Consider the following 21,849-nt stretch of genomic DNA (forward strand, 5'->3'; position numbering starts at 1 on the left):
GACGGCGGCGTCGGGAACGCGGTCGCGGAAGCGTTCGTAAGCGCCTCCCGGAACACTTGCGCGACCGCGGCCGCGGCCGGGCGCTCGCCGGTCGGCCCTCAGGCGGGACGGTCCCCGGCGTTGATGCGGCGCACGAGGTCCTCGACCGCCGGTTCGGTGAGGGAGAGGTCCTGCACCTCGGCCTGGGTGCCGATCCCGGTCAGCAGCGCCGGCACGGTCAGCTCCGCCCCGGAGAACGCGATCCGGTGACGGATCCCCTCCGCCTCGATCGCCAGGGTCCGCGCCCCCTCGGGCAGCGCGAGCGCCTCGAGACGCGGCGCGGCGAGGTCGAGCACGAGCTCGCGCGGCGAGCCGAGCCGCTCCCGGAAGCCGGCGAGCGCGCCGTCGTAGGCGACCTGCCCGGAGGCGACCACCACGATCCGATCGCACAGCCGCTCGACGTCGCCCATGTCGTGGGTGGTGAGGAACAGGGTGGTGCCGCGCTCGGCCCGGTCCTCGCGCAGGAAGCGACGCAGCCCCTCCTTGGAGACCATGTCCAGCCCGATCGTCGGCTCGTCGAGGACCACCAGCTGCGGGGAGTGCAGCAGCGCCGCGGCGACCTCCCCGCGCATCCGCTGCCCGAGCGACAGCTGACGCACCGGCCGGTCGAGGAACCCGGCGAGGTCCAGCCCCTCCACGAGCCGGTCCAGGCGCGCGCCGAGGGCCCGGTCGGTCAGGCGGTGCATCGCGCCGAGGATCCGGTAGCTGTCCCGCAGCGGCAGGTCCCACCACAGCTGCGAGCGCTGCCCGAACACCACCCCGATCTCGCGGGCGAGACGTCGACGTGCCGGCACCGGGTCGCGCCCCAGCACCCGCACGGAGCCCGCCGTGGGCTGCAGGATGCCGGTGATCATCTTGATGGTGGTGGACTTCCCGGCGCCGTTCGCGCCGACGAACCCGACGGCCTCTCCGCGCTCGATGCGCAGCGAGATCTCGTCGACCGCGCGCACCTGCTGCCGCCGGCGCCGGCGGGAGCCCGGGGCGGCGGCGCGCACGACATAGTCACGGCGCAGCTGCGCGAGCTCGAGCGCGGGGGAGGGCGCGACGTCGGGGCCGCGGGCGGCCGACGGGTCCGACGGGGTCGGGCGGGACGGGACGGGGTGAGAGGTCATCCACCTGCTCCTGTGTAGCGACGGACCCCCGCACGCCAGAGCACCAGGGCGAGGGTCCAGGCGAGGACCGCCACGGGCAGGCCGATCCAGCCCGCCCAGGACGGGACCAGGGCGGGGCCGGGCAGACCCAGCAGTGCGAGGGCGGGGGCGTAGGCGATCAGGGTCGCCGGGATCACGAAGGTGAAGAAGGCCCGCATCGGCAGGGCGAACACGGCGCCGGGGGTGGTGGCGACGTAGTTGCCGCCGTAGGTGAAGGCATTGGCGAACTCGCGCCCGTCCACCAGCCAGAACTGCAGTGCCCCGGCCATCGTGAACAGCGCGCCGAAGATCAGCGCTCCGGCGAACGGGGCCAGCACCGCGAGCAGCAGCAGCGCCGGGGTGGGGGAGAAGCCAGCGATGACCAGCGCGGTCACGTACATCCCGAGCCCCACCGCGATCCTTCCGATGCGGCGCAGCGAGAGGTCCAGGCTCGAGATCTGCAGCAGCAGCGGCACCGGGCGGATCAGCAGCGTCTCCAGGCGCCCGGAGCGGATCTGCGCCGAGAGCCCGTCGATCTCCCCGAAGAACATGTCGCCGATCCCGAAGGCGAGGGCGCCGAGCCCGTAGACCACCGCGACCTGCGAGAGCGTCATCCCGCCGAGGACGCCGACCTGGGAGAGGATCACCCACAGCTCGAGGAACTCGGTGCCGACGATCAGCACCTGGCCGAGCACGTCGGCGAGGAAGCTGGTGCGGAAGGTCGCCTGCGAGCGCAGGCGCGAGCCGTAGAGGCTCGCGACCATGCGCGCGGTCGAGACGGCACGGTCCTGCGACCCCGTTCGGCTCCGTGCGCTCGCGGCGCCCGGCCTCTCCTGCTCAGCCACCCTGCACCTCCAGGCTCCGCGTGCCCGCGCGCAGCATCGCCCAGGCCGCGAGCGCCAGCACCGCCGTCCAGCCGATCTGCACGCCGATCAGTCCGAGCGCCTCGGCGGGCGGGACGCGGCCGGAGAGGGTGTCGATCGGGGTCTGGATCATCGAGGGGAACGGGGTCGCCCGCGCGATCGCCAGCAGCCAGTCCGGGAACCACACGATCGGGATGAGGAAGCCCGAGAGCAGGTTCATCGTGGCGTTGTAGACGACGGTCAACCCGCGGGTCTCCACCAGCCAGAAGGCGGCGAGGTTCACCATCATGTCGGCGAGGAAGGCGACCGTGACCGCGAGCAGCAGCGAGAGGGCGCCGAGCAGGTAGGAGACCGGATCCTCGGGCAGGGCGAGCCCGGTGACGAGGGCGCCCACCACCAGCGGCGGGATGCCGCGGGCCAGCAGCAGGAACGCCGAGCGGCCGAGCTTCTGGGCGTAGTGGAGGCTCAGCAGGTCCACGGGGCGCAGCAGGTCCACGGCGATGTCGCCCTGGTGGACCCGCTGGGACACCTCCCGGGTGCCGAAGGCCTCGATCGGGGCGAGCAGCGCCTGGCCCAGCCATACATAGGTCGCCGCCTGCAGCAACGTGTACCCGCCGAGCTCGCCGCCCGCCGTGCCGATCGCGGCGAACATGATCGAGGCGCGGATGAACCCGAACACCGTGTTGGTGAAGATGCCCGCGGCGGTCGCCATCCGGTAGGTGGAGTACTGGCGGAAGGCGGCAGCGGCGATCCGTCCGTGAGCAGACACTCGCGCGAGCTTAGTGCGCTGTGGGGCGTGCCACAAGACAGAGGCGGCTGCCGCGCGGGCCTGCACCTCGGCCCCGTCGGCGCTCCCGGCGCTCGGACGGTGCTTCCCACAGGGGAGCGCCTGCGGGCACCGGCCGTCTACGCTGTCTCGGTCCCCGTCCCTCCTCAGCGAACCGGACCCCCATGAACTCGAATCGCGACAGCGCCGTCGACCCCGCCGCGGAGGATCCCGCGGCGGCGCGCGGCGCCGCTGACTCCGCCGCGGCAACCCCCTCCGCGGCTCCTCGTCGTCCCCGCTTCGGCCTCCTGCCCCGCATCCTCGTCGCGATCGTGCTCGCGATCGGTCTGGGCCTGGTGATGCCCGAGTCGATCGCCCGCGTCTTCACCACCTTCAACGGGATCTTCTCCGGCTTCCTCGGCTTCCTCATCCCGCTGATCATCGTGGGCCTGGTGACCCCGGCGATCGCGGAGCTCGGCCGCGGCGCCGGGAAGATGCTCGCCGCCACCACCGGCATCGCCTATCTCTCCACCGTGCTGTGCGGGCTGTTCGCTCTGGGGATCTCCCTGGTGCTGCTGCCGCGGATGCTGGACGGCGCGAGCATCGGCACGCTCGAGAACCCCGAGGACTCGGCGATCGCGGCCTACTTCGAGATCGAGATCCCGCCGGTGTTCGACGTGATGACGGCGCTGGTGCTCTCCTTCTGCCTCGGCATCGGGCTGACCCTCGTGACGAAGGGCGCCCTGCAGGAGTCCTTCGAGCAGCTGCGCACGATCATCGTGCGGATCATCGAGGCGATCATCGTGCCGCTGCTGCCGCTGTACATCTTCGGCATGTTCCTGGGCCTGACCATGAACGGCCAGATCTGGACCGTCATCGGCACCTTCCTCGCCGTGATCCTGCTGGTCTTCGCGATGACCGTGGTGGTGCTGCTGGCCCAGTACGGCGTCGCAGGCCTCGCGATGGGGAGGAACCCGCTGCGGATGCTGGGCCGGATGCTCCCGGCCTACATGACGGCGCTGGGCACCAGCTCCTCGGCCGCGACCATCCCCGTCACCGTCGAGTGCACCAAGCGCAACGGCATCCCCGATGCGATCGCTGAGTTCGTGATCCCGCTGGGCGCCACGATCCACCTCGCCGGCTCCACCCTGAAGATCACCACCTTCGCCGTCGCGATCATGATCGTCACCGGCATGGAGCTGAACGTCCCGGCGCTGCTGGGCTTCGTCTTCATGCTCGGCATCGTGATGATCGCCGCGCCCGGCGTGCCCGGCGGCGCGATCATGGCCGCCGCCGGCGTGCTCTCCTCGATCCTCGGCTTCGACGAGGCGGCCGTGGGCCTGATGATCGCCGCCTACATCGCGATCGACTCCTTCGGCACCGCCACCAACGTCACCGGCGACGGCGCGATCGCCGCGGTCATGGCCCGGCTCTCGAAGGGCCGGGTCGAGGGCGACCTCACCGTGGGCCGGCACGAGCAGGTCCACGGGGTCTGAGGCCCCGCATCTCGCAGGAGCGGCCGACGGCAAGGCCGTCGGCCGCTCCTGTCGTCTCGGCCGCTCCTGTCGTCCGGCCGCGTCCTCCTTCCCTGCCACCATGGCCGCGCCGGCGGCCCTGCCGACGGCGGTCCCCGCGGCCGACGGGATGGCCGTGCTCGCGCGGCCCGCGCCGACGTAGGCTCGGCACCATGACTGCTCACAGCCCTGCCGACGCCCCTCTGACCGCTGTCGTCACCGGTGCCTCCTCCGGCATCGGCCGTGCCACCGCCGTCCGTCTGGTCGCCGACGGCTGGCGGGTCCTGGCCGTCGCACGGCGCGAGGAGCGCCTGGCCGAGCTCGCCGCCGAGACCGGCTGCGAGGTCCTCGCCGTGGACGTCACCTCCGACGAGTCCGTCGCCGCGCTCGTCGCCCGCGTCGAGGAGCTCTTCGACGGGAGCTTGAACGCTGTCGTCCATGTCGCCGGCGGCGCCCTCGGCGTCGAGACCGCCGCCGAGGCCGACCTCGAGAAGTGGCAGCGGATGTACGACATCAACGTGCTCGGCGCCGTCCGCGTCACCCGCGCGCTGCTGCCCGCCGTGCGGGCGAGCGGCCGCGGCGACCTCCTCTTCGTCACCTCCGTGGCCGGGCACGAGGCCTACCCCGGCGGCTCGGGCTACAACGCCGCCAAGGCCGGCGAGCACATGCTCGCCCATGCCCTGCGGCTCGAGCTGAACGGCGAGAAGGTGCGCGTCATCGAGGTCGCCCCCGGCATGGTCCGCACCGAGGAGTTCTCCCTCGTCCGCCTCGGCGACCAGGAGAAGGCCGATGCTGTCTACGACGGGGTCGACCAGCCGCTGACCGCGGAGGACTGCGCCGACGTCATCTCCTACGCCCTGAATGCCCCGCACCACGTGAATCTCGACCTGGTCACCGTGCGCCCCCTCGCCCAGGCCGCAGCCCACCGGGTGGCACGCCACCAGGGACTCTGATGGCCCACGGCGGCATGCCCGGCTACGGCATGGGCGGCGGCGGGGGCCGGGGCGGCAGCGACCTGGAGCTCGCCCCCGGACAGAAGCCCGACGTTCGCCGGGTGCTCAGCCTGTTCCGCCCCTACCGCGGCACCCTCGCCGCCGTGCTCTCGCTGATCGTCCTCGCCGCGGCCGCCGGGGTGGTCTCCCCGTTCCTGATCCGCGAGATCGTCGACGTGGCCCTGCCCGAGCAGCGCGCTGACGTGCTCGCCTGGTCCGTCGGCGGGCTCATCACCGTCACCGTCGTCGCGAGCGCCCTCGGCGTCACCCAGTCGATGCTCTCGGCCCGCGTGGGCCAGTCGGTGATGCACGACCTGCGCGTGGCGGTCTACTCCCACCTGCAGCGGATGGGGCTGGGCTTCTTCACCCGCACCCGCACCGGCGAGATCCAGTCGCGGATCTTCTCCGACATCGGCTCGATGCAGTCCGTGGTCACCTCCGTGATGACCCAGATCGTCTCCTCCGGCGCCGGGGTCGCGATGGCGCTGGTCGCCATGATCGCGATGGACTGGCGCCTCACCCTCTTCTCCCTGATCGCCCTCCCCTTCGCGGTGTGGATGAACCGGCGCGTGGGCCGGCGCCGCCGCGCCATCGTCCGCACCCGGCAGGAGAAGGCCGCGGACCTCTCCGCTGGGATCCAGGAGTCGCTGTCCGTCTCCGGGATCCTGCTCGGCGTGACGATGGGACGCACCGAGACGCTCAGCAGCGCCTTCGCCGACGACTCCCGCGAGCTCGCCGAGCTCGAGGTCCGCTCCCAGATGGCCGGGCGCTGGCAGATGGCCGTGTTCACCACGATCATGGCGCTGTTCCCGGCGCTGACCTACTTCCTGGGCGGGCACCTGCTGTTCGCCGACCCCGAGGGCGGCGGCATCACCATCGGCACCCTCGTCGCGTTCATCGCCCTGCAGTCCTCCCTGTTCCCGCAGATCAACGGCCTGCTGCGGGTCGCGACCCAGGTCAACAGCTCCCTCGCCCTGTTCACGCGGGTCTTCGAGTACCTCGACACACCGATCCTCATCGCCGACGCCGACGACGCGATCGCCCTGGACCCCGGGACGGTGCGCGGCGAGATCCGCTTCGAGGACGTCACCTTCGCCTATCCCGGCGCCGAGGAGCCCGCGCTCGCGCACCTTGACCTCGTGGTCCCGGCCGGGACGCACACGGCCCTCGTCGGCGCGACCGGATCGGGCAAGACCACCACCGGCTATCTCATGGCGAGGCTCTACGAGCCGACCGACGGCCGGATCACCCTGGACGGCCACGACCTGCGGGAGATCACGCTGTCCTCTCTCGCCGCGAGCATCGGCGTGGTCACCCAGGAGACCTACCTCCTGCACGCCACCATCGCCGAGAACCTGCGCTTCGCCCGCCCGGACGCCACCGACGCGGAGCTCGTCGCCGCCTGCCGCATCGCCCAGATCCACGACCACATCGCCGCCCTCCCGGACGGCTACGCGACGGTCGTGGGGGAGCGGGGCTACCGCTTCTCCGGCGGGGAGAAGCAGCGCCTCGCGCTCGCCCGCACGATCCTCCGCGACCCGCCGGTGCTGGTGCTGGACGAGGCGACGTCGGCCCTCGACGTCGCCACGGAACGGGCGATGTCCGGGGCGCTCGACGCGGTCGCGCGCGGACGCACCACCGTCTCGATCGCCCACCGTCTCTCCACCGTCCGGCACGCCGACCAGATCGTCGTGATGGAGCGGGGGAGGATCGTCGAGCGCGGCACCTACGAGGAGCTGCTCGCGCGCGGCGGCGTGTTCGCGGACCTCGCCCGGCAGGACGCCCGGGAGGATGAGCAGGACGCCCGACGCGACGACGAGCCGATCCCGGAACCCGCCGGTCCCGACCCCGGTGCCCGCTGAGCGCGGTCGCCCGAGAGGAGACGCCATGACCGTCGCGGGCGCGCCTACGACCAAAGGCGGAGGCGGGAGTCCTCCCTGCGCGGGATGTGCGCGCCGTGCGGACCGGGGGAGGATCGTGCAATCGGGCGGCGCAGCACGCGCCGCACCCGCACCAGGGCACGGCACGACCTGGGGAAGAGGGTCATCGCATGACCACGATGCTCCCGGAGGACGCGATGAGGCGGCAGCGCGCTGTGACGGGTCGGAAGGCGATGTCTGGCCAGGACCCCGCGACCGGACAGGGCGGCAAGCCCGTCTCGGGACGGCCCGCGCTGTTCGTGACGATGCTGGCGCTCGCCGCCCTCGGCGTGCTCGTGCTGCTCGTGGTCGGGCCCGTGCTGCCGATGCCGCTGGCGGTGCTCGGCGCCGCGGCGCTCATGGGCGTCGTCGGCCTCGCCTGGTGGGTGGCCGGCCCGCGCCTGTGAGGCAGCGGGCGGTCGCGTCGTCTCAGACGTCGATCTCGATCTCACCCTCGCCGCGCGAGACGCAGGTGATCATCTGGCTGTCCTGCTCGTCGTCCATGAGGAACTCGTCCATGTGCTCGACCTGTCCGGAGACCAGCGGCACCACGCAGGTGCCGCACACCCCGCCCTCGCAGGAGTAGTCCATCGGGACGCCCGCGTCGAGCAGAGCCTGGAGGAGGGACTGGCCCTCCTCGACCTCGACCGTGATCCCCGACTTCAGGCACTTGGCGGTGAAGGGCTCTCCGAACAGCGACATCCTCGCTCCTTCTGCGTCGACCGCGCCGAGCGGCGCGCGGTTCCGTGGAAGCACCAGTGTTCCATGACTGTCACCGTCGAAGGAGGTGACTCACGCCTCCTCGGCGGTGGTGGACGCGGCGGTGTCGGTGCCCTCGGCGTCCTCCTCGTCCTGCGAGCGCGTCGTCTGTATCGCGGCCGCGGCCGCGACCGGGGCGGAGACCACCACGCGCGGCGGCACGGCGGCCGCGGAGGCGGCGGTCGAGGGGCTCAGCGCGAGCGCGGACGGGCCGAAGGTCAGCACCAGCAGCGCCGCCGCCGAGAGGGTCGATGCGCCGAGGCGCGATCGTCGGTGAGGGATGTCGTCGTCCATGTCGTCTCCTTCGTCCACGGCGTCCCCGGTGGGGCCGCCGTGATCATGAGACCCCGCCCACCTGGCAGGCGGCTGAGGATCCCGACCGCATGAGCTGGGACCCGGGAGTGACGGAGCCCCGGGAGCCGGAGGGCCCCGCGGACCCGGCGCGGCTGTTCCTCGCGTCTCTTCCCCCGGGGCGGTCGTGACCGCGCGGGCGAGCCCGCGTACACTGCACGCCATCGGCATCGACCCGGCCATCACCGGTGAGCCGCGGGAAGAACAGCACGAGCACGGTCCGCGAGGACAGGCGCCGCGCCCAGTAGAACCCGCCGGGACCAGCCCGTCACAGCTGAGGAACGAGGGGAGGCCCCGCGTCGGCAGCGCCGGCGCGCGCGGCGTCAACCGAGGTGGTACCGCGCCGCCGGCCCGTGCCGGGAGCGTCCTCGGGCAGCAGTCCGCCCGCCCGCCGCCCCTGTTCCGCCTCGGAGGTTGTTCCATGGTCTACCCGGTCTCCGGAGACCCGCTCGTCCCCTCGCCGCACCTGCCCGCGCTCGAGAACGCGATCCAGGAGTTCTGGCGCACCGACCACACCTTCCGCGCCTCGATCGCCCAGCGCGAGGGCGCCGAGGAGTTCGTCTTCTACGACGGCCCGCCCTTCGCCAACGGTCTGCCCCACTACGGTCACCTGCTCACGGGCTTCGTCAAGGACGTCGTGCCGCGCTTCCGCACCATGGACGGGCTGAAGGTCGACCGCCGCTTCGGCTGGGACACCCACGGCCTGCCCGCCGAGCTGGAGGCGATGCGGGAGCTCGGGATGACCGAGAAGTCCGAGATCGAGGACATGGGCCTGCAGGCCTTCAACAACGCCGCCCGCGCCTCCGTGCTGAAGTACACGAAGGAGTGGGAGGAGTACGTCACCCGCCAGGCCCGCTGGGTCGACTTCGAGAACGACTACAAGACCCTCGACGTCACCTTCATGGAGTCGGTGCTGTGGGCGTTCAAGACCCTGCACGACAAGGGCCGCGCCTACGAGGGCTACTACGTCCTCCCGTACTGCTGGAAGGACCAGACGCCGCTGTCCGCCCACGAGCTGCGGATGGACGACGACGTCTACCAGGAGCGCCAGGACCAGACCGTCACCGTCACCTTCCCCTTCACCGGCGAGAAGGCCGAGCAGCTGGGCCTGGCGGGCGTGAAGGCGCTCGCCTGGACGACCACGCCCTGGACCCTGCCCACCAACTTCTCCCTCGCCGTCGGCCCCGAGCTCGCCTACGCCGTGCTGCCGGCCGGCCCGCTCGGCGCGGCCGACGGCGCCGCCGCGGGCGAGGGCCGCTACCTGCTGGCCGAAGCGCTCGTCGGCGCGCACGCCAAGGAGCTCGGCTACGAGAGCGCCGAGGACGCCGTCGCCGCGATCGAGGAGCGCCGCTACGCGGGCAACGAGCTCGAGCACATGACCTACCAGCCGCTGTGGACGGTCTACTCCGAGGACCGCGCCAAGTGGGGCACCGAGAACGCCTGGATCGTCACCGTCGCCGACTACGTCTCCACCGACGACGGCACCGGCGTGGTCCATCAGGCCACCGCCTACGGCGAGGTCGATCAGCAGGTCAACGCCGCCTACGGCATCCCCGTCATCGTCTCCGTCGACGAGGGCGCGCAGTTCCACGACTACTTCCGCGGCACCGAGCTCGACGAGATCGCCGGTCTGCAGGTGTTCGAGGCGAACCGCCCGATCATCCGCAACCTCCAGCGCGAGGGCCGCCTGCTGCGCGAGACCAGCTACGTGCACTCCTACCCGCACTGCTGGCGCTGCCGGAACCCGCTGATCTACAAGGCCGTCTCCTCCTGGTACGTGAAGGTCGCCGACCAGCGCGAGCGGATGCTCGAGCTCAACGAGCAGATCGACTGGGTGCCCGGCAACGTCAAGCACGGCCAGTTCGGCAAGTGGCTCGAGGGCGCCCGCGACTGGGCCGTCTCCCGCAACCGCTACTGGGGCACCCCGATCCCGGTGTGGAAGAGCGACGACCCCGACCATCCCCGCGTCGAGGTCTACGGCTCCCTCGCCGAGATCGAGGAGGCCTTCGGCACCCTCCCGCGCGACGAGCACGGCGAGGTCAACCTCCACCGCCCCTACATCGACGAGCTCACCCGCCCGAACCCGGAGGACCCCACGGGCCGCTCCACCATGCGCCGCGTCACCGACGTGTTCGACGTCTGGTTCGACTCCGGCTCCATGCCCTTCGCGCAGGTGCACTACCCCTTCGAGAACGGCGACTGGTTCGAGGCGCACAACCCCGCGGACTTCATCGTGGAGTACATCGGGCAGACCCGCGGCTGGTTCTACGTCATGCACGTGCTGTCCACCGCGCTGTTCGACCGTCCCGCCTTCACCTCCGTCATCTGCCACGGCATCGTCCTCGGCGAGGACGGGCAGAAGATGTCCAAGTCGCTGCGCAACTACCCCGACGTGCGCGAGATGTTCGACAAGTACGGCGCCGACGCGATGCGCTGGTTCCTCATGTCCTCGCCGATCCTGCGCGGCGGCAACCTGGTCGTGGACGAGCCGAAGATCCGCGACGCCACGCGCCACGTCGTGCTGCCGCTGTGGAACGTCTGGTACTTCCTGGCGCTGTACGCCAACGCGGCGGGGGAGAAGGACGCCTCCGGCCGGCCGACGGGGCACCGCGGCGCCCCCCGGCACGAGTCCACCGACGTGATGGACCGCTACCTCCTCTCCCGCACCGGCGAGCTGGTGCGCGGGGTGCGGGCCTCCTTCCGCGAGCTCGCGATCGCCGACGCCGCCGAGCAGATCCAGGACCACCTGGACATGCTCACCAACTGGTACGTGCGCCGCTCCCGCGACCGATTCTGGGAGGGCGATGCGCAGGCCATCGACGTGCTGGCCACCTGCCTGGAGACCCTGCTGCAGGTCGCCGCGCCGCTGCTGCCGATGGTCACCGAGGAGATCTGGAAGGAGCTCACCGGCGGCCGCTCCGTGCACCTGACCGACTGGCCCGACGACTCCCTCTTCCCCCGGGACGAGCAGCTCGTCGCCCAGATGGACGACGTGCGCGCGATCGCCAGCGCCGGCAACGCGCTGCGCAAGAAGGAGGGCCTGCGCGCCCGCCTGCCGCTCGCCGAGCTGACCGTCGTCCACCACGATCCCGCCTCGCTCGAGCCGTTCACGGCGATCATCGCCGACGAGCTGAACGTGAAGCACGTGCGCCTGCTGGACGTCACCAGCGAGGAGGCGCAGGGCATGGGCGTGGAGCAGAAGCTCACCGTCAACGCCCGCGCCGCCGGGCCGCGGCTGGGCAAGCAGATGCAGGTCGCGATCAAGGGCTCCAAGACCGGGGACTGGTCCGTGGCCGAGGACGGCACCGTCACCTCCGGCGGGATCGCGCTCGAGGAAGGCGAGTACTCCCTCGACCTCGTCGCCGGTGAGAGCGCCGCCCTCGAGGGCCGGACCGTCGGCGTGCTGCGCGGCGGCGACTTCCTCGCCCTCGACATCCGGGTCACCCCCGAGCTCGAGGCGGAGGGCACCGCCCGTGACGTGGTCCGCGCGATCCAGTCCGCGCGCCGCGAGGCGGGGCTGGACATCTCCGACCGGATCCGTCTGACCGTGGACGGCGACGAGCCCGTCGTCGCCGCGGTCGCCGCCCACCGCGAGCTGGTCGCGGGGGAGGTCCTCGCGCTCGAGCTCGAGGTCCCCGCGCGGCCCGCCGAGGGCGCGCACGAGGCGCGCGAGAAGGTCACCGGCGGCACCGTCACCGTCTCGGTGCAGCGGGCCTGAGGCGGGACGGGGCGGCGCGAGGAGCGCCGCCCCGTCGGCCCTCCCACGCCGTCCCGGCAGCTCGCCCGAGCTGTCCTGTCGGCCCTCCCGCGCGTCCCGATCACAGCGGTGGACGTCAGTTCGCCCGCTTCGTGACGATTTGCGGCCCCGCTCGGTTCACGACTGCGTATCGGCTGGTCAGCACGGGTTCAAGGGAATCGGTCGGGCCTATCATGGGGAGGGATCCAGCTGGGGATCCCCCCCCCCGCGGGCCTGGGCGGCTTCGTCCCCGGCACCCTCATCAGCGATGCGCAGATGTTCGCGGGCACCTCCATGACCGCCGCCCAGGTCGACGCGTTCCTCGACCAGAAGGGCGCGAGCTGCACCCGCGGCACCGACGGCGCCGACTGCCTCAAGGACCTCCGGATGGACACCCCGCAGCGAGCGAAGGACGCCCACTGCGCCGCGATCCCCGCGAAGAAGGCGGCGAGCGCCGGGACGATCATCGCGGACGTCTCCCGCGCCTGCAGCATCAGCCCCAAGGTGCTGCTGACCATGCTCCAGAAGGAGCAGGGCCTGGTCACCACGCGCAATGCGACCCCGAAGATGCTGCGGGAGGCGCTGGGCTTCGCCTGCCCCGACTTCCAGACCTGCGACCCGAAGTACGCGGGCTTCGCCCAGCAGATCTATAACGCCGGAGTGCGCCTGCAGCAGTACGGCGATGCGAAGCGCGGCTACCGCTACCAGGCGGGTCGCACCTACGACATCCAGTACAGCCCCTTCGCCTTCTGCGGCTACGGGAAGGTGACCATCTCGAACCGGGCCACCGCCGCGCTGTACAACTACACCCCCTTCACCCCCACCCAGGCGACCCTCGACGCGGGCTCCGCGGCCGTGGCCGACGACGTCTGCGCCACCTACGGCAACCGCAACTTCTCCCGCCTGTACTCGCAGTGGTTCGGCTCCCCGACGGGCGCGAGCACCTCGCGGTACCCGGTCGCCGCGCCGCTCGGGAAGAAGCCCGCGGACCCCTTCGCGGACGTCCCCTACGACACCACGATCTTCTTCACCGAGATCGCCTGGATGAAGCACATTGGCTACTCCACGGGGTGGGGGAGCGGCGCGAGCGCCGTCTACCGCCCCTACGACCCGATCAAGCGCGACGCCGTGATCGCCTTCCTGTACCGGGCGGCGGGCTCGCCCGCGTTCACCCCGCCGAAGGTCTCGCCCTTCAAGGACGTGAACTCGAAGGACACGATCTTCTACAAGGAGATCACCTGGGCGCATTCGGTGGGGCTGGCGCGGGGCTGGTCCGATGGCACCTTCCGTCCGTACGAGCCGATCAAGCGCGACGCGATGGCCGCCTTCCTCTACCGCGCCGCCGGCGAGCCCTCGTACACCGCGCCGACCCGGTCCCCGTTCAAGGACATGAACCGGGGTTCGGAGGTCTTCTACGAGGAGATCAGCTGGATGGCGTCCCAGGGGTACGCCAACGGCTGGTCCGACGGCACCTTCCGCCCCTACGAGCCGATCAAGCGCGACGCCGTCGCCGCCTTCGTCTACCGCTGGAAGGTCGCCTGAGCGGGACGGAGCGCTGCGCCCGCGTGCGGTGACGGCGTCCGCGATCGGGGCCGTTGCAGTGCCGTTCACGCGGCCGCCGGCGCGCGCGAGCTCGCCGGCGGCAGCTCGACCGTCAGGTGAGATCCTGAGGGCCGACGGCCCGAAGGGCGAGGCCATGGACGTCAGACTCGGGCGGCGAGCAGCGCTCCTCGGGGCGGGGATCGCGGTCGCATCGCCGCTGGCCGGCTGCTCCGGGAGCCGGCGGACCCGTCGGGTCACCGAGGCGGTGCTCGAGGTCGAGGGCGTGGACGGGTGCGAGCTCGACAGCTCCATCAGCGGGACCTTCCAGCGTCTGCTGCACGGCAGGATCGACCTCGGCAGCGACGATCGTGACGTCGCGTTCGAGATCTACGACGAGGCCATGCGCGCCGTCGTGACGACGCTGCACGACGGCGATGAGGACGACGGGAACATCACCGTCGGCGGGATCATGGGCTTCATCAGGGGAGCCGAGGAGTTCACGGTCCGGGGCCTCGACCCGGACATGCCCGTCGAGGACTACCGCCTGGACCGGGTGACCGCGAGCACTCTCTACGCGAGATACGGGCTGACCTGAGCCGGGGTCCGCGGCATCGTCGCGCGGCGCCCGCCCGAGTCCTCCGTCGGCGGAACCCGGACCTGCTCCGCACTCACCGGAGATCCTCCCTGCCCACCTCGATCACGACGTCCTCGACCAGCGTGACCCCGTCGCCCAGGTAGACGCCCTCCAGGTCCTCCTGCAGCGCGGCGAGCACAGGGTCGGTCCCCGACCCTGCCTGCAGGCTGCCGTGATAGCCGCCGGTGGGGTCCACGCCCTGCTCCGTGCGCAGCACCGACTCATGGGCGTTCTCGAGCGGGGAGGCCCCGCCGAGAGCGGGAGCCGGTGCCTCGAGCACCACCTCGCGGACGGCGGGGGAGGAGACGCGGCTGCCGTCGATCCGGTACCCGTCCAGGTCCAGCAGCGGCACCGGATCGGCGATCCGCAGCGGCGCCGGCCAGGTCACGGGATGCCGCAGCAGCAGGGACGGCTCGAGCGCCGAGCTGTGCGAGACGTTGACCGTGCTGGTCGAGGCCTGCGCCGGCACCACGGTCCCCACCGGGGACCCGACCGAGAAGCTGTGGGTGATGTCGTAGCTGCCCGTTGCTCCGTCGGCCCGGTTGACGCCGGGGTCCGCCGCCAGATGCGCGGCTGTCAGCCCGCCCTGCGAATGGCCCACGATCATCACCCGCGACCCGTCGGGGATCCCTGCCGCGGCCATCGCCGTGCGGAGGTCGGCCATCGCCGCGGACTCCTGCCCGGCCATGGTCCGCAGGTTCGAGTCCCAGCCGGCGGAGTTCCCCTGCGGTCCCCAGGAGTCGGGATCCCAGATCGGCTCGCCCCCGGTCGGCGGGGCGTGGACGATGAACGCCTCGCCCCCGTCCCGGCCGCGCACGGTCTGGATCCGCACCCGTCCCGCCGCGGCACCGTCCCGGTCGGCGTCGCCGGGGACGCCTGCGAGCGGTCGGCGGGCCTCGTCGTTCGCCGCGATGAGGTCGGCGAGGCGGCGCGGTGCCGTGCTCGAAGGGACCTCCACGACGGCGTGCACGGTGACGTCGGTGCGCGGGTCGAGGAGACCGGTGTCGGTCACGGTCTCCACCGGTGCGAGCGCGATCGCGCCGCTGAGGAGGAGAGTGCTCGCGCCGAGCTGGGCGAGGGTGGGGGCGGCCCCGCCTGCCCCCCAGATCTCGAACATCCCGCCGAGGTGCCCGAGCTCGTCCCGGACCTGGTCGATCCCGTCCGAGTCGCCGCCGAGCCCGACCACGACGCCCGTGAGCTCCGCGGTGCCGAGCGCGACCCCGGCGCCGAGGGCGTCGGAGACGAGGGCGGCGGGCGCGGGAGCACGGCGGAGGGGGAGGGACGCCGCGGCGGAGGGACCCGCGAGGAGACGTCTTCCTGCTCCGGTGGGAGCGAATGCACGGTGCGGGGAGGCCACGCCGTGCCCCTCGGCCGCCGACGCGCGCTCCTGCGCCTCGGCCTCGACGCGGATCCGGCGGGCGAGGAGATCCAGGCGATCGCCGGCCTCACGCAGACGGCCCCGGGACAGCAGGGTCCAGCGGCGCCGGAAGGCGTCGGCGTCCGGGCCGTGCCAGGTAGTGGCGCCGACGGCGTCGTCGACTCTCGCTCGCAGCCCCGTGAGCCGGTCGACGGCCGCTTCCAGGCGGTCGGCCTGCAGGCGGCATCGGTCCGTGTCCATGCCGAGCATCGCGTCGGCCCCGTCCCCCATGCCGTCCCTCCCGTCTCGTCGCCCTGCCGCGCCCGTGGATCGGCGTCCTCCGCCCCGACGGCGCCGGCGCTCGCGGTCAGGCTAGGGAGGCCGCGGTCGAGCATGAGCGGGGGAGAGCCGGGCTGTGGACGACCGCGACGTGGGGAGGAGCGGTCGCCCGTGCCCCGGACGTCTGTGCCCCGGACGTCTGTGCCCCGGACGTCCGGTCCCCGGCTGCCCGCGCCCGGGATCGTCCGGTCCCCGGGTCCCAGGTGCCCCTCGTACACTGATCCGGCCCGTCCCGCCCCGCACCCAGGAGCCGCAGTGCCCAGTTCTCCCCGCCCGGGTTCCTCCCGTCCGGCGATGTCCCCCGAGCTGCGGGAGGTCTATGCCGCGCTCCTCGAGCGCGCCCCGGAGAACCGCATCGAGCCGGACCTCAGCCGGATCCGCCGGGTGATGGAGCTGATGGGCGACCCCCAGAACTCCTACCGCTCGATCCGCATCGCCGGCACCAATGGCAAGACCACCACCGCGCGGATCCTCGAGCGGATCCTGCGCGAGGCCGGGCTGCGCACGGGCCGCACCACGAGCCCCCACCTCCACTCGCCCACCGAGCGGATCGCGATCGACGGCGCGCCCATCGACGAGGAGGGCTTCCTCCAGGCCTATCGCGACGTCGAGCCCTTCGCGCAGATCGTCGACGCCGAGTCGCAGGCCGCCGGCGGACCGCCGCTGACCTACTTCGAGTACCTCACCGCGATGGCCTTCCAGGCCTTCGCCTCCGCCCCCGTGGACGTCGCCGTGGTCGAGACCGGCCTCGGCGGCACCTGGGACGCGACCGGCGCGGTCGCCCCCGACGTCGCCGTGATCACTCCGATATCCCTGGACCACCAGGAGTACCTCGGCGAGACGATCGCCGAGATCGCGGGGGAGAAGGCCGGGATCCTCACCTCCGAGGCGATCGCGGTCCTCGCCGAGCAGCCCTACCAGGACGCCGCCGACGTGCTGCGCGAGCGGGTTGCGGAGCTCGGCGCGGAGGCCTCCGTCGAGGGGCAGCAGATCGGCGTGCTCGCCCGCACCCCGGGCGTCGGCGGGCAGATGCTCTCGCTGCAGGGGATCGCCGGCCGCTACGAGGAGGTGTTCCTCTCCCTCCTCGGCGAGCACCAGGCCCGCAACGCCCTGCTCGCCGTCGCCGCCGCGGAGGCGCTGCTGGGCGGCGGCACCTCCCCGCTGGACGGCGAGCTGCTGCAGGCGGCGCTGTCGAGCGTCACCTCCCCGGGGCGGGCCGAGGTGGTGCGCCAGGCGCCGACGGTGCTGCTGGACGCCGCGCACAACCCCGCCGGCGCCCTGACCCTCGTCGCGACCGTGCGCGAGAACTTCCGCTTCACCCGCACCATCGGCGTGGTCGGCATCCTCCAGGAGAAGGAGGCCGACGACATCCTCGAGGTGCTCGAGCCGCTGCTGGACGCCGTGGTCATCACCCGCTCCAGCTCCCCTCGCGCGATCCCCGCGGACCGCCTGGCCGACATCGCCCGCGAGATCTTCGAGGACGAGGACCGGGTGCTCGAGCAGGAGAGCCTGCCCGACGCGATCCAGATCGCGGTCGACCTCGCCGAGGCCGACGGCGACCAGTTCGGCGGCGTCGTCGTCGCCGGGTCCGTCACCCTCGCTGCCGAGGTCCGCGACCTGCTCGGCGTCCCCGAGGAGGCGTGAGAGAGATGGACCTCGACCTCACCCCCTCCCCCCGCTCCCACGGCGCACAGCGGATGATCACCGCGACGGTGCTCGTGTGCGAGGCGCTCGTCGTCTTCTTCGCGGTGCTCGTCGCCCATCAGCTCGCCCCCGGCGACCGGGCCCTGACCTGGACCTGGGGACTCGTCACCGCGATCGCCCTGCTGCTGAACGGGGGACTGCTCAGCCGCGGGGCCTGGGCGTACTGGCTGGCCCTCGCCCTCCAGATCCCGGCGATCCTGCTCGGCCTCCAGGTCTCTGCGATGTGGGTGATCGGCCTCGGCTTCGCCGCCATGCTCGCCTACGGCATCGTCAAGGGACACCAGCTGGACCGCGAGAAGGACGCCGTGGACGCGAGGCTGCTGGACTCCGACGGGACGGACGAGCGCTGACATGACCACGGCTGACCTGTGGGTACCCTGATCCCATGACCGCACAGCGCACTCTCGTCCTGCTCAAGCCCGACGCCGTCCAGCGCAGCCTGCGCGGCGAGATCCTCCGCCGCATCGAGGCGAAGGGCTACGACATCGTCGCCCTCGCCCAGCGCACCGCCACCGCCGAGGAGCTCGCCGCCCACTACGCCGAGCACGAGGGCAAGCCCTTCTACCCCGGCCTCGTGGAGTACATGGGCGCCGCCCCGCTCGTCGCGCTCGTCGTCGAGGGCGTGAACGTCATCAAGGGCTTCCGCTCCCTGGCCGGCGCCACCAACCCCACCGAGGCCGCGCCCGGCACCATCCGCGGCGACCTCGCCTGCGAGCAGGACCTCCCCGTCATCCAGAACCTCGTCCACGGCTCCGACTCCGAGGAGTCCGCCGAGCGCGAGATCGGGATCTGGTTCCCGGGCCTCGGCTGAGCCCTGCGATCGGCGGGCCGTGCCGGCGTCGGGCCCTGCGGTCCCCGGTGACGCGCCGTCCAGGACGCTCCCGGGGACCGCGCCGTCGTCGGTGCACAATATGGGCATGCAGCTGCCCTTCGTCGTCGTGCTCTTCCTGATCCTCGCCGTGGTCCTGGCCGTCGTGATCCTGGCAGCCGTCGCGATGCCCCACCTGCGCCTCCCGCGCGAGGACGAGGACGGCACGGCCGCGGAGCACCCGCGCCACACCTCCCGCACCGGTCGCGGCTGACCCGCCCCCTTCCACCGGGCCCGGCGCTGCAGGTCGCGCCCGGATCCGGGACTCACGCAGGGACGGCCCGGCGACGGCCCTAGACTGGAAGCTGTCCTCGCCGCATCGCCGGCTTCCCCGACCTCGGAGGTGACCCGTGGATCCCGATGCCCTACTCGCCCTGATCGCCGGAGGCGGCGGTGGTGTCGTCGTGCTCGGCGTCGGTGCCTGGGCCTACATCCGCAGCCGCGGCCGCTCGTCCTCCTCGAAGGACCGCGACGAGCAGCGGGGCAATGAGGACTCCTCGAGGAGCGAGCCCGGCTCCACCACCGGCACCGCGACCGCGGTCAAGGAGCGCCCCGCCGCCCCGACCTGGGCCGACACCCTCTCCGCCCCGGCCCCGAAGACCGCTGAGCGGCCCGCCGCGGGCGAGCAGGCGCCGGACGGCGCCGCATCCGCGGAGAAGACCGCGCCCGCCGAGGACGTCCCCTTCGACCAGGAGGCGCCCGAGGCCCCCGCCGCGTCCGCACCCGCTGACGTCCCCGCCGAGACGGCCCCGGCCGACACCGCCGGGACCGGCACGGCGGAGCCCGACACCGCCGCTCCGACGGAGAACGCCCCGACGGAGACCGCACCGGCCGGGACCGCGCAGCCCGAGGCTCCTGCCGAGGACGCCGCCACGACCGCCCCTGCCGGCCCCGTCATCGAGACCCCCGAGGCGCCCGAGAGCCGCATGCTGCGCCTGCGCGAGCGGCTCTCGCGCTCCGGCGCCCTCGGCCGCGGCATCCTCACCCTCCTCACCCGCTCCACGGTCGACGAGGAGACCTGGGAGGAGATCGAGGAGACGCTGCTGATGGCCGACCTCGGCCCGGCCGCGACCGACGAGATGCTCGAGAACCTCAAGCGACGCATCCAGGTGCTCGGCACCGACGACGTGGCCGCCGTGCGCGAGGTGCTGCGCGAGGAGCTCGTCGCGCTCGTCGACCCGGACCTCGACCGCCGCCTCGCCGCGACCCGCCGCACCGCAGAGGACGGCACCGAGGTCCCCTCCGTGCTGCTGATGGTCGGCGTCAACGGCACTGGCAAGACCACCACCGTCGGCAAGCTCGCCCGCGTGCTCGTCGCCGCGGATCGCACCGTCGTGCTCGGCGCGGCCGACACCTTCCGCGCCGCCGCCGCCGACCAGCTCGAGACCTGGGGCTCCCGGGTCGGCGTGGACACCGTCCGCGCCGACCGCGACGGCGCCGACCCCGCCGCCGTCGCCTTCGACGCCGTGAAGAAGGGCATCGAGCAGGAGGTCGACGTGGTCATCATCGACACCGCCGGCCGCCTGCAGAACAAGAAGGGCCTGATGGACGAGCTCGGCAAGGTGCGCCGGGTCGCCGAGAAGGGCCTGCACGGCGACGAGGTCGCCGAGGTGCTGCTCGTCATCGACGCCACCACCGGCCAGAACGGCATGCAGCAGGCCCGCGTGTTCTCCGAGGCCGTGAACATCACCGGCATCGTGCTCACCAAGCTCGACGGCACCGCCAAGGGCGGCATCGTCGTCAACGTCCAGCGCGAGCTCGGCGTGCCCGTGAAGATGGTCGGCCTCGGCGAGGGCATGGACGACCTCACGCCCTTCGACCCGCACGGCTTCGTCGACGCGCTGCTGGAGGGCTGAGCGACCAGGCCCCGCAGCACCCCGACGGCCCGGGCGATCCCCAGCGATCGCCCGGACCGTCCCGCGTCTCAGGCGAAGTGGCCCTTGGCGATGATCCCGTGCACCCCGACGGTGCGGTCCACGACCTGGGAGATCGTGAAGCCCGCGGCGGCGGAGAGATAGGCGTAGGCGACCGCGCGGTCCATGCCGAGCTCCTGCTCCAGGAACTCCAGCGCGTTGACGACGGCCGTGCGCAGCGCGACGTCGAGGTCGCTGCCCTGGCCGTCGACCGACCCGTCGGGATCGGACAGCCCGATCGGGATCCACGCGTCGGCGGTCTCCGCGAAGGGATAGCGGTGCGCGAGCCGCGGCGCGTCCCCCTCGCCCTCCTTGCACACCGTCAGACGGAAGGTGCCGCGCAGCGAGCCCTCCATAGCGGTCAGCGCCACCTCCCCGTCGCCCATCGCATGGTGCGGGTCGCCGACGTAGAACAGGGCACCGGGGGCATGGACCGGCAGGTAGAACGTGGAGCCGGGGCCGAGCAGCCGGATGTCGATGTTGCCGCCCCCGAGGGTCGGCGGAACCGAGTTGGCGGAGGGATCCGTGGGGGAGGAGGCCTCCGCGCGGGCGACGCCCATCATCCCCATGAAGGGCCTCAGCGGGAACCGGGCCGCCCCGCCGTCGAAGGCCATCACGCCGTGGCCGTCCTCGATCGGGGTGAACACCGAGACGTTGCCCCAGGCCATCGGGTCGGCCGTGCCCCGGCCGTCCGTCGACGCCGCCGGCATCACCTGCTCGAGGGATACTCCCTCCGGCGCGGCGCCGTCGGCGGTGAGCGCGAGCGCGCCCTTGCCGTGCCGGCTGGAGACCACGCCGTAGGGGACGCGGGGGACCGCCTCGAGGGTCTCGATCTTCAGCACGTCGCCGATCTCGGCGCCCTCGACGGCGATGGGCCCGGTGACCACGTGAGGGCCGTCGGCGGCGAAGTCACGGGCGGTGCGGTCGTAGTCGGCGGCGATCGCGATCGCGTCCTCGAGCACCGAGCCGGCCTCCACGCCGTGCGCGCCGAAGAACTCCCGCGGGTCCCGGCCCTGGTCCTCGGGGATCCCCTCGTGGGAGACTGCGTCAATGGTCACGGTGTCGCCGGAGCCGACGGTCAGCACCGGATCGGAATGGACGGTGGGCACATAGCCCCACATCACCTGGTCCGTCTCCGAGCCGAGGTAGTGGTCGCCGGGGATCTCCCCGCGTCCCGGCTGCAGGATCTGCCCGGCCCCGGAGGGCGCCGTCGGATCCCCTGCCGCGGGCTCCCCGGACGACGGGGCGCAGGCCGACATCAGTGCGCCGCCCGCCCCCAGGGCCGCGGCGACCTGCAGCATCTGCCGCCGGCCCACCCCGCGTCGGAGCGTGGCGGCGGCATGCCGCGCGAAGCGGTCCGAGGACAGGTCGTCGGTCGGCGGCGGGGTCGTCGATGGGCTCACGGGCGGGATCGTCTCCTCGA

The 21,849-nt window shown here is 72.6% G+C and carries 19 protein-coding genes; 12 read left to right on the plus strand and 7 right to left on the minus strand.

The window, feature by feature from the left end; translation table 11 throughout:
* Positions 1-98: 98 nt before the first annotated feature.
* The 3 genes from L3K22_RS06350 to L3K22_RS06360 all read right to left on the minus strand — a co-directional run bounded on the left by L3K22_RS06350 (position 99) and on the right by L3K22_RS06360 (position 2,801).
* Complete coding sequence (locus L3K22_RS06350; RefSeq protein ID WP_263310633.1) at positions 99-1,151, minus strand: ABC transporter ATP-binding protein; 1,053 nt, start codon at positions 1,149-1,151, stop codon at positions 99-101.
* A complete protein-coding gene (locus L3K22_RS06355) occupies positions 1,148-1,933 on the minus strand; it encodes an ABC transporter permease (RefSeq protein WP_263310634.1) in 786 nt (261 codons plus the stop codon). Before L3K22_RS06355 ends, L3K22_RS06350 begins: the two co-directional genes overlap by 4 nt.
* A 73-nt stretch (positions 1,934-2,006) precedes the next feature.
* Entirely contained in the window at positions 2,007-2,801 is a 795-nt protein-coding gene (locus L3K22_RS06360; protein ID WP_263310635.1) for an ABC transporter permease, read from the minus strand.
* Between the two features lie 182 nt (positions 2,802-2,983).
* Between L3K22_RS06360 and L3K22_RS06365 the strand changes: the two genes are divergently transcribed.
* From L3K22_RS06365 to L3K22_RS06380, 4 genes are all read left to right on the plus strand, one after another.
* Positions 2,984-4,294: a dicarboxylate/amino acid:cation symporter gene (locus L3K22_RS06365; protein WP_263310636.1), complete on the plus strand. Its 1,311-nt coding sequence runs from the start codon at positions 2,984-2,986 to the stop codon at positions 4,292-4,294.
* Between the two features lie 191 nt (positions 4,295-4,485).
* Entirely contained in the window at positions 4,486-5,265 is a 780-nt protein-coding gene (locus L3K22_RS06370; RefSeq protein ID WP_263310637.1) for an SDR family oxidoreductase, read from the plus strand.
* Positions 5,265-7,166, plus strand: coding sequence for an ABC transporter ATP-binding protein (locus L3K22_RS06375; RefSeq protein ID WP_263310638.1), 1,902 nt, complete (start codon positions 5,265-5,267; stop codon positions 7,164-7,166). The genes L3K22_RS06370 and L3K22_RS06375 overlap by 1 nt, the downstream gene beginning before the upstream one ends.
* 188 nt (positions 7,167-7,354) lie before the next feature.
* The gene (locus tag L3K22_RS06380; RefSeq protein ID WP_263310639.1) at positions 7,355-7,630 is read left to right on the plus strand and encodes a hypothetical protein; all 276 of its coding nucleotides are present in this window, start codon (positions 7,355-7,357) and stop codon (positions 7,628-7,630) included.
* 22 nt (positions 7,631-7,652) lie between these two features.
* Here the strand turns inward: L3K22_RS06380 and L3K22_RS06385 are convergent, their stop codons facing one another.
* Both L3K22_RS06385 and L3K22_RS06390 read right to left on the minus strand, forming a co-directional pair.
* Positions 7,653-7,925: a 2Fe-2S iron-sulfur cluster-binding protein gene (locus tag L3K22_RS06385; protein WP_010551319.1), complete on the minus strand. Its 273-nt coding sequence runs from the start codon at positions 7,923-7,925 to the stop codon at positions 7,653-7,655.
* Between the two features lie 90 nt (positions 7,926-8,015).
* Positions 8,016-8,276, minus strand: a complete 261-nt coding sequence (locus L3K22_RS06390; RefSeq protein WP_263310640.1) for a hypothetical protein — start codon at positions 8,274-8,276, stop codon at positions 8,016-8,018.
* A 478-nt stretch (positions 8,277-8,754) separates the two neighbouring features.
* On the opposite strand from L3K22_RS06390, the gene ileS reads away from it, so the two are divergent.
* The 3 genes from ileS to L3K22_RS06405 all read left to right on the plus strand — a co-directional run bounded on the left by ileS (position 8,755) and on the right by L3K22_RS06405 (position 14,206).
* Positions 8,755-12,051: an isoleucine--tRNA ligase gene (gene ileS / locus L3K22_RS06395; protein ID WP_263310641.1), complete on the plus strand. Its 3,297-nt coding sequence runs from the start codon at positions 8,755-8,757 to the stop codon at positions 12,049-12,051.
* A 279-nt stretch (positions 12,052-12,330) separates the two neighbouring features.
* Complete coding sequence (locus tag L3K22_RS06400) at positions 12,331-13,611, plus strand: S-layer homology domain-containing protein (RefSeq protein WP_505661135.1); 1,281 nt, start codon at positions 12,331-12,333, stop codon at positions 13,609-13,611.
* Between the two features lie 154 nt (positions 13,612-13,765).
* On the plus strand, positions 13,766-14,206 hold the full coding sequence (locus L3K22_RS06405) for a hypothetical protein (RefSeq protein WP_263310643.1): 441 nt from the start codon (positions 13,766-13,768) through the stop codon (positions 14,204-14,206).
* A 73-nt stretch (positions 14,207-14,279) separates the two neighbouring features.
* Here L3K22_RS06405 and L3K22_RS06410 read toward each other — a convergent pair whose 3' ends face one another.
* Positions 14,280-15,893: a hypothetical protein gene (locus L3K22_RS06410; protein ID WP_263310644.1), complete on the minus strand. Its 1,614-nt coding sequence runs from the start codon at positions 15,891-15,893 to the stop codon at positions 14,280-14,282.
* A 342-nt stretch (positions 15,894-16,235) separates the two neighbouring features.
* Here L3K22_RS06410 and L3K22_RS06415 point away from each other — a divergent pair, with 342 nt between their 5' ends.
* The 5 genes from L3K22_RS06415 (at position 16,236) to ftsY (ending at position 20,369) form a co-directional block, all read left to right on the plus strand.
* Positions 16,236-17,585, plus strand: a complete 1,350-nt coding sequence (locus L3K22_RS06415) for a bifunctional folylpolyglutamate synthase/dihydrofolate synthase (RefSeq protein WP_263310645.1) — start codon at positions 16,236-16,238, stop codon at positions 17,583-17,585.
* A gap of 5 nt (positions 17,586-17,590) precedes the next feature.
* Entirely contained in the window at positions 17,591-17,995 is a 405-nt protein-coding gene (locus L3K22_RS06420; protein WP_263310679.1) for a DUF4233 domain-containing protein, read from the plus strand.
* Positions 17,996-18,030: 35 nt separating this feature from the next.
* Entirely contained in the window at positions 18,031-18,456 is a 426-nt protein-coding gene (gene ndk / locus L3K22_RS06425; protein WP_053917468.1) for a nucleoside-diphosphate kinase, read from the plus strand.
* A gap of 106 nt (positions 18,457-18,562) precedes the next feature.
* Entirely contained in the window at positions 18,563-18,727 is a 165-nt protein-coding gene (locus L3K22_RS06430) for a hypothetical protein (protein WP_191460536.1), read from the plus strand.
* A 136-nt stretch (positions 18,728-18,863) separates the two neighbouring features.
* Positions 18,864-20,369, plus strand: coding sequence for a signal recognition particle-docking protein FtsY (gene ftsY, locus L3K22_RS06435; protein ID WP_263310646.1), 1,506 nt, complete (start codon positions 18,864-18,866; stop codon positions 20,367-20,369).
* Positions 20,370-20,437: 68 nt separating this feature from the next.
* On the opposite strand, the gene L3K22_RS06440 is transcribed toward ftsY, so the two are convergent.
* Positions 20,438-21,829: an acetamidase/formamidase family protein gene (locus tag L3K22_RS06440; protein WP_263310647.1), complete on the minus strand. Its 1,392-nt coding sequence runs from the start codon at positions 21,827-21,829 to the stop codon at positions 20,438-20,440.
* Positions 21,830-21,849: the final 20 nt, after the last annotated feature.

This window comes from Brachybacterium atlanticum, from assembly GCF_025669985.1.
GTDB lineage: Bacteria > Actinomycetota > Actinomycetes > Actinomycetales > Dermabacteraceae > Brachybacterium > Brachybacterium conglomeratum.

Bases quoted from the DNA above. Each gene is read 5' to 3' on its own strand.
- L3K22_RS06350 (WP_263310633.1), bottom strand. From the start codon at position 1,151: ATGACCTCTCACCCCGTCCCGTCCCGCCCGACCCCGTCGGACCCGTCG.
- L3K22_RS06355 (WP_263310634.1), bottom strand. From the start codon at position 1,933: ATGGTCGCGAGCCTCTACGGCTCGCGCCTGCGCTCGCAGGCGACCTTC.
- L3K22_RS06365 (WP_263310636.1), top strand. From the start codon at position 2,984: ATGAACTCGAATCGCGACAGCGCCGTCGACCCCGCCGCGGAGGATCCC.
- L3K22_RS06370 (WP_263310637.1), top strand. From the start codon at position 4,486: ATGACTGCTCACAGCCCTGCCGACGCCCCTCTGACCGCTGTCGTCACC.
- L3K22_RS06375 (WP_263310638.1), top strand. From the start codon at position 5,265: ATGGCCCACGGCGGCATGCCCGGCTACGGCATGGGCGGCGGCGGGGGC.
- L3K22_RS06380 (WP_263310639.1), top strand. From the start codon at position 7,355: ATGACCACGATGCTCCCGGAGGACGCGATGAGGCGGCAGCGCGCTGTG.
- L3K22_RS06385 (WP_010551319.1), bottom strand. From the start codon at position 7,925: ATGTCGCTGTTCGGAGAGCCCTTCACCGCCAAGTGCCTGAAGTCGGGG.
- L3K22_RS06390 (WP_263310640.1), bottom strand. From the start codon at position 8,276: ATGGACGACGACATCCCTCACCGACGATCGCGCCTCGGCGCATCGACC.
- ileS (WP_263310641.1), top strand. From the start codon at position 8,755: ATGGTCTACCCGGTCTCCGGAGACCCGCTCGTCCCCTCGCCGCACCTG.
- L3K22_RS06405 (WP_263310643.1), top strand. From the start codon at position 13,766: ATGGACGTCAGACTCGGGCGGCGAGCAGCGCTCCTCGGGGCGGGGATC.
- L3K22_RS06410 (WP_263310644.1), bottom strand. From the start codon at position 15,893: ATGGGGGACGGGGCCGACGCGATGCTCGGCATGGACACGGACCGATGC.
- L3K22_RS06415 (WP_263310645.1), top strand. From the start codon at position 16,236: ATGTCCCCCGAGCTGCGGGAGGTCTATGCCGCGCTCCTCGAGCGCGCC.
- L3K22_RS06420 (WP_263310679.1), top strand. From the start codon at position 17,591: ATGGACCTCGACCTCACCCCCTCCCCCCGCTCCCACGGCGCACAGCGG.
- ndk (WP_053917468.1), top strand. From the start codon at position 18,031: ATGACCGCACAGCGCACTCTCGTCCTGCTCAAGCCCGACGCCGTCCAG.
- L3K22_RS06430 (WP_191460536.1), top strand. From the start codon at position 18,563: ATGCAGCTGCCCTTCGTCGTCGTGCTCTTCCTGATCCTCGCCGTGGTC.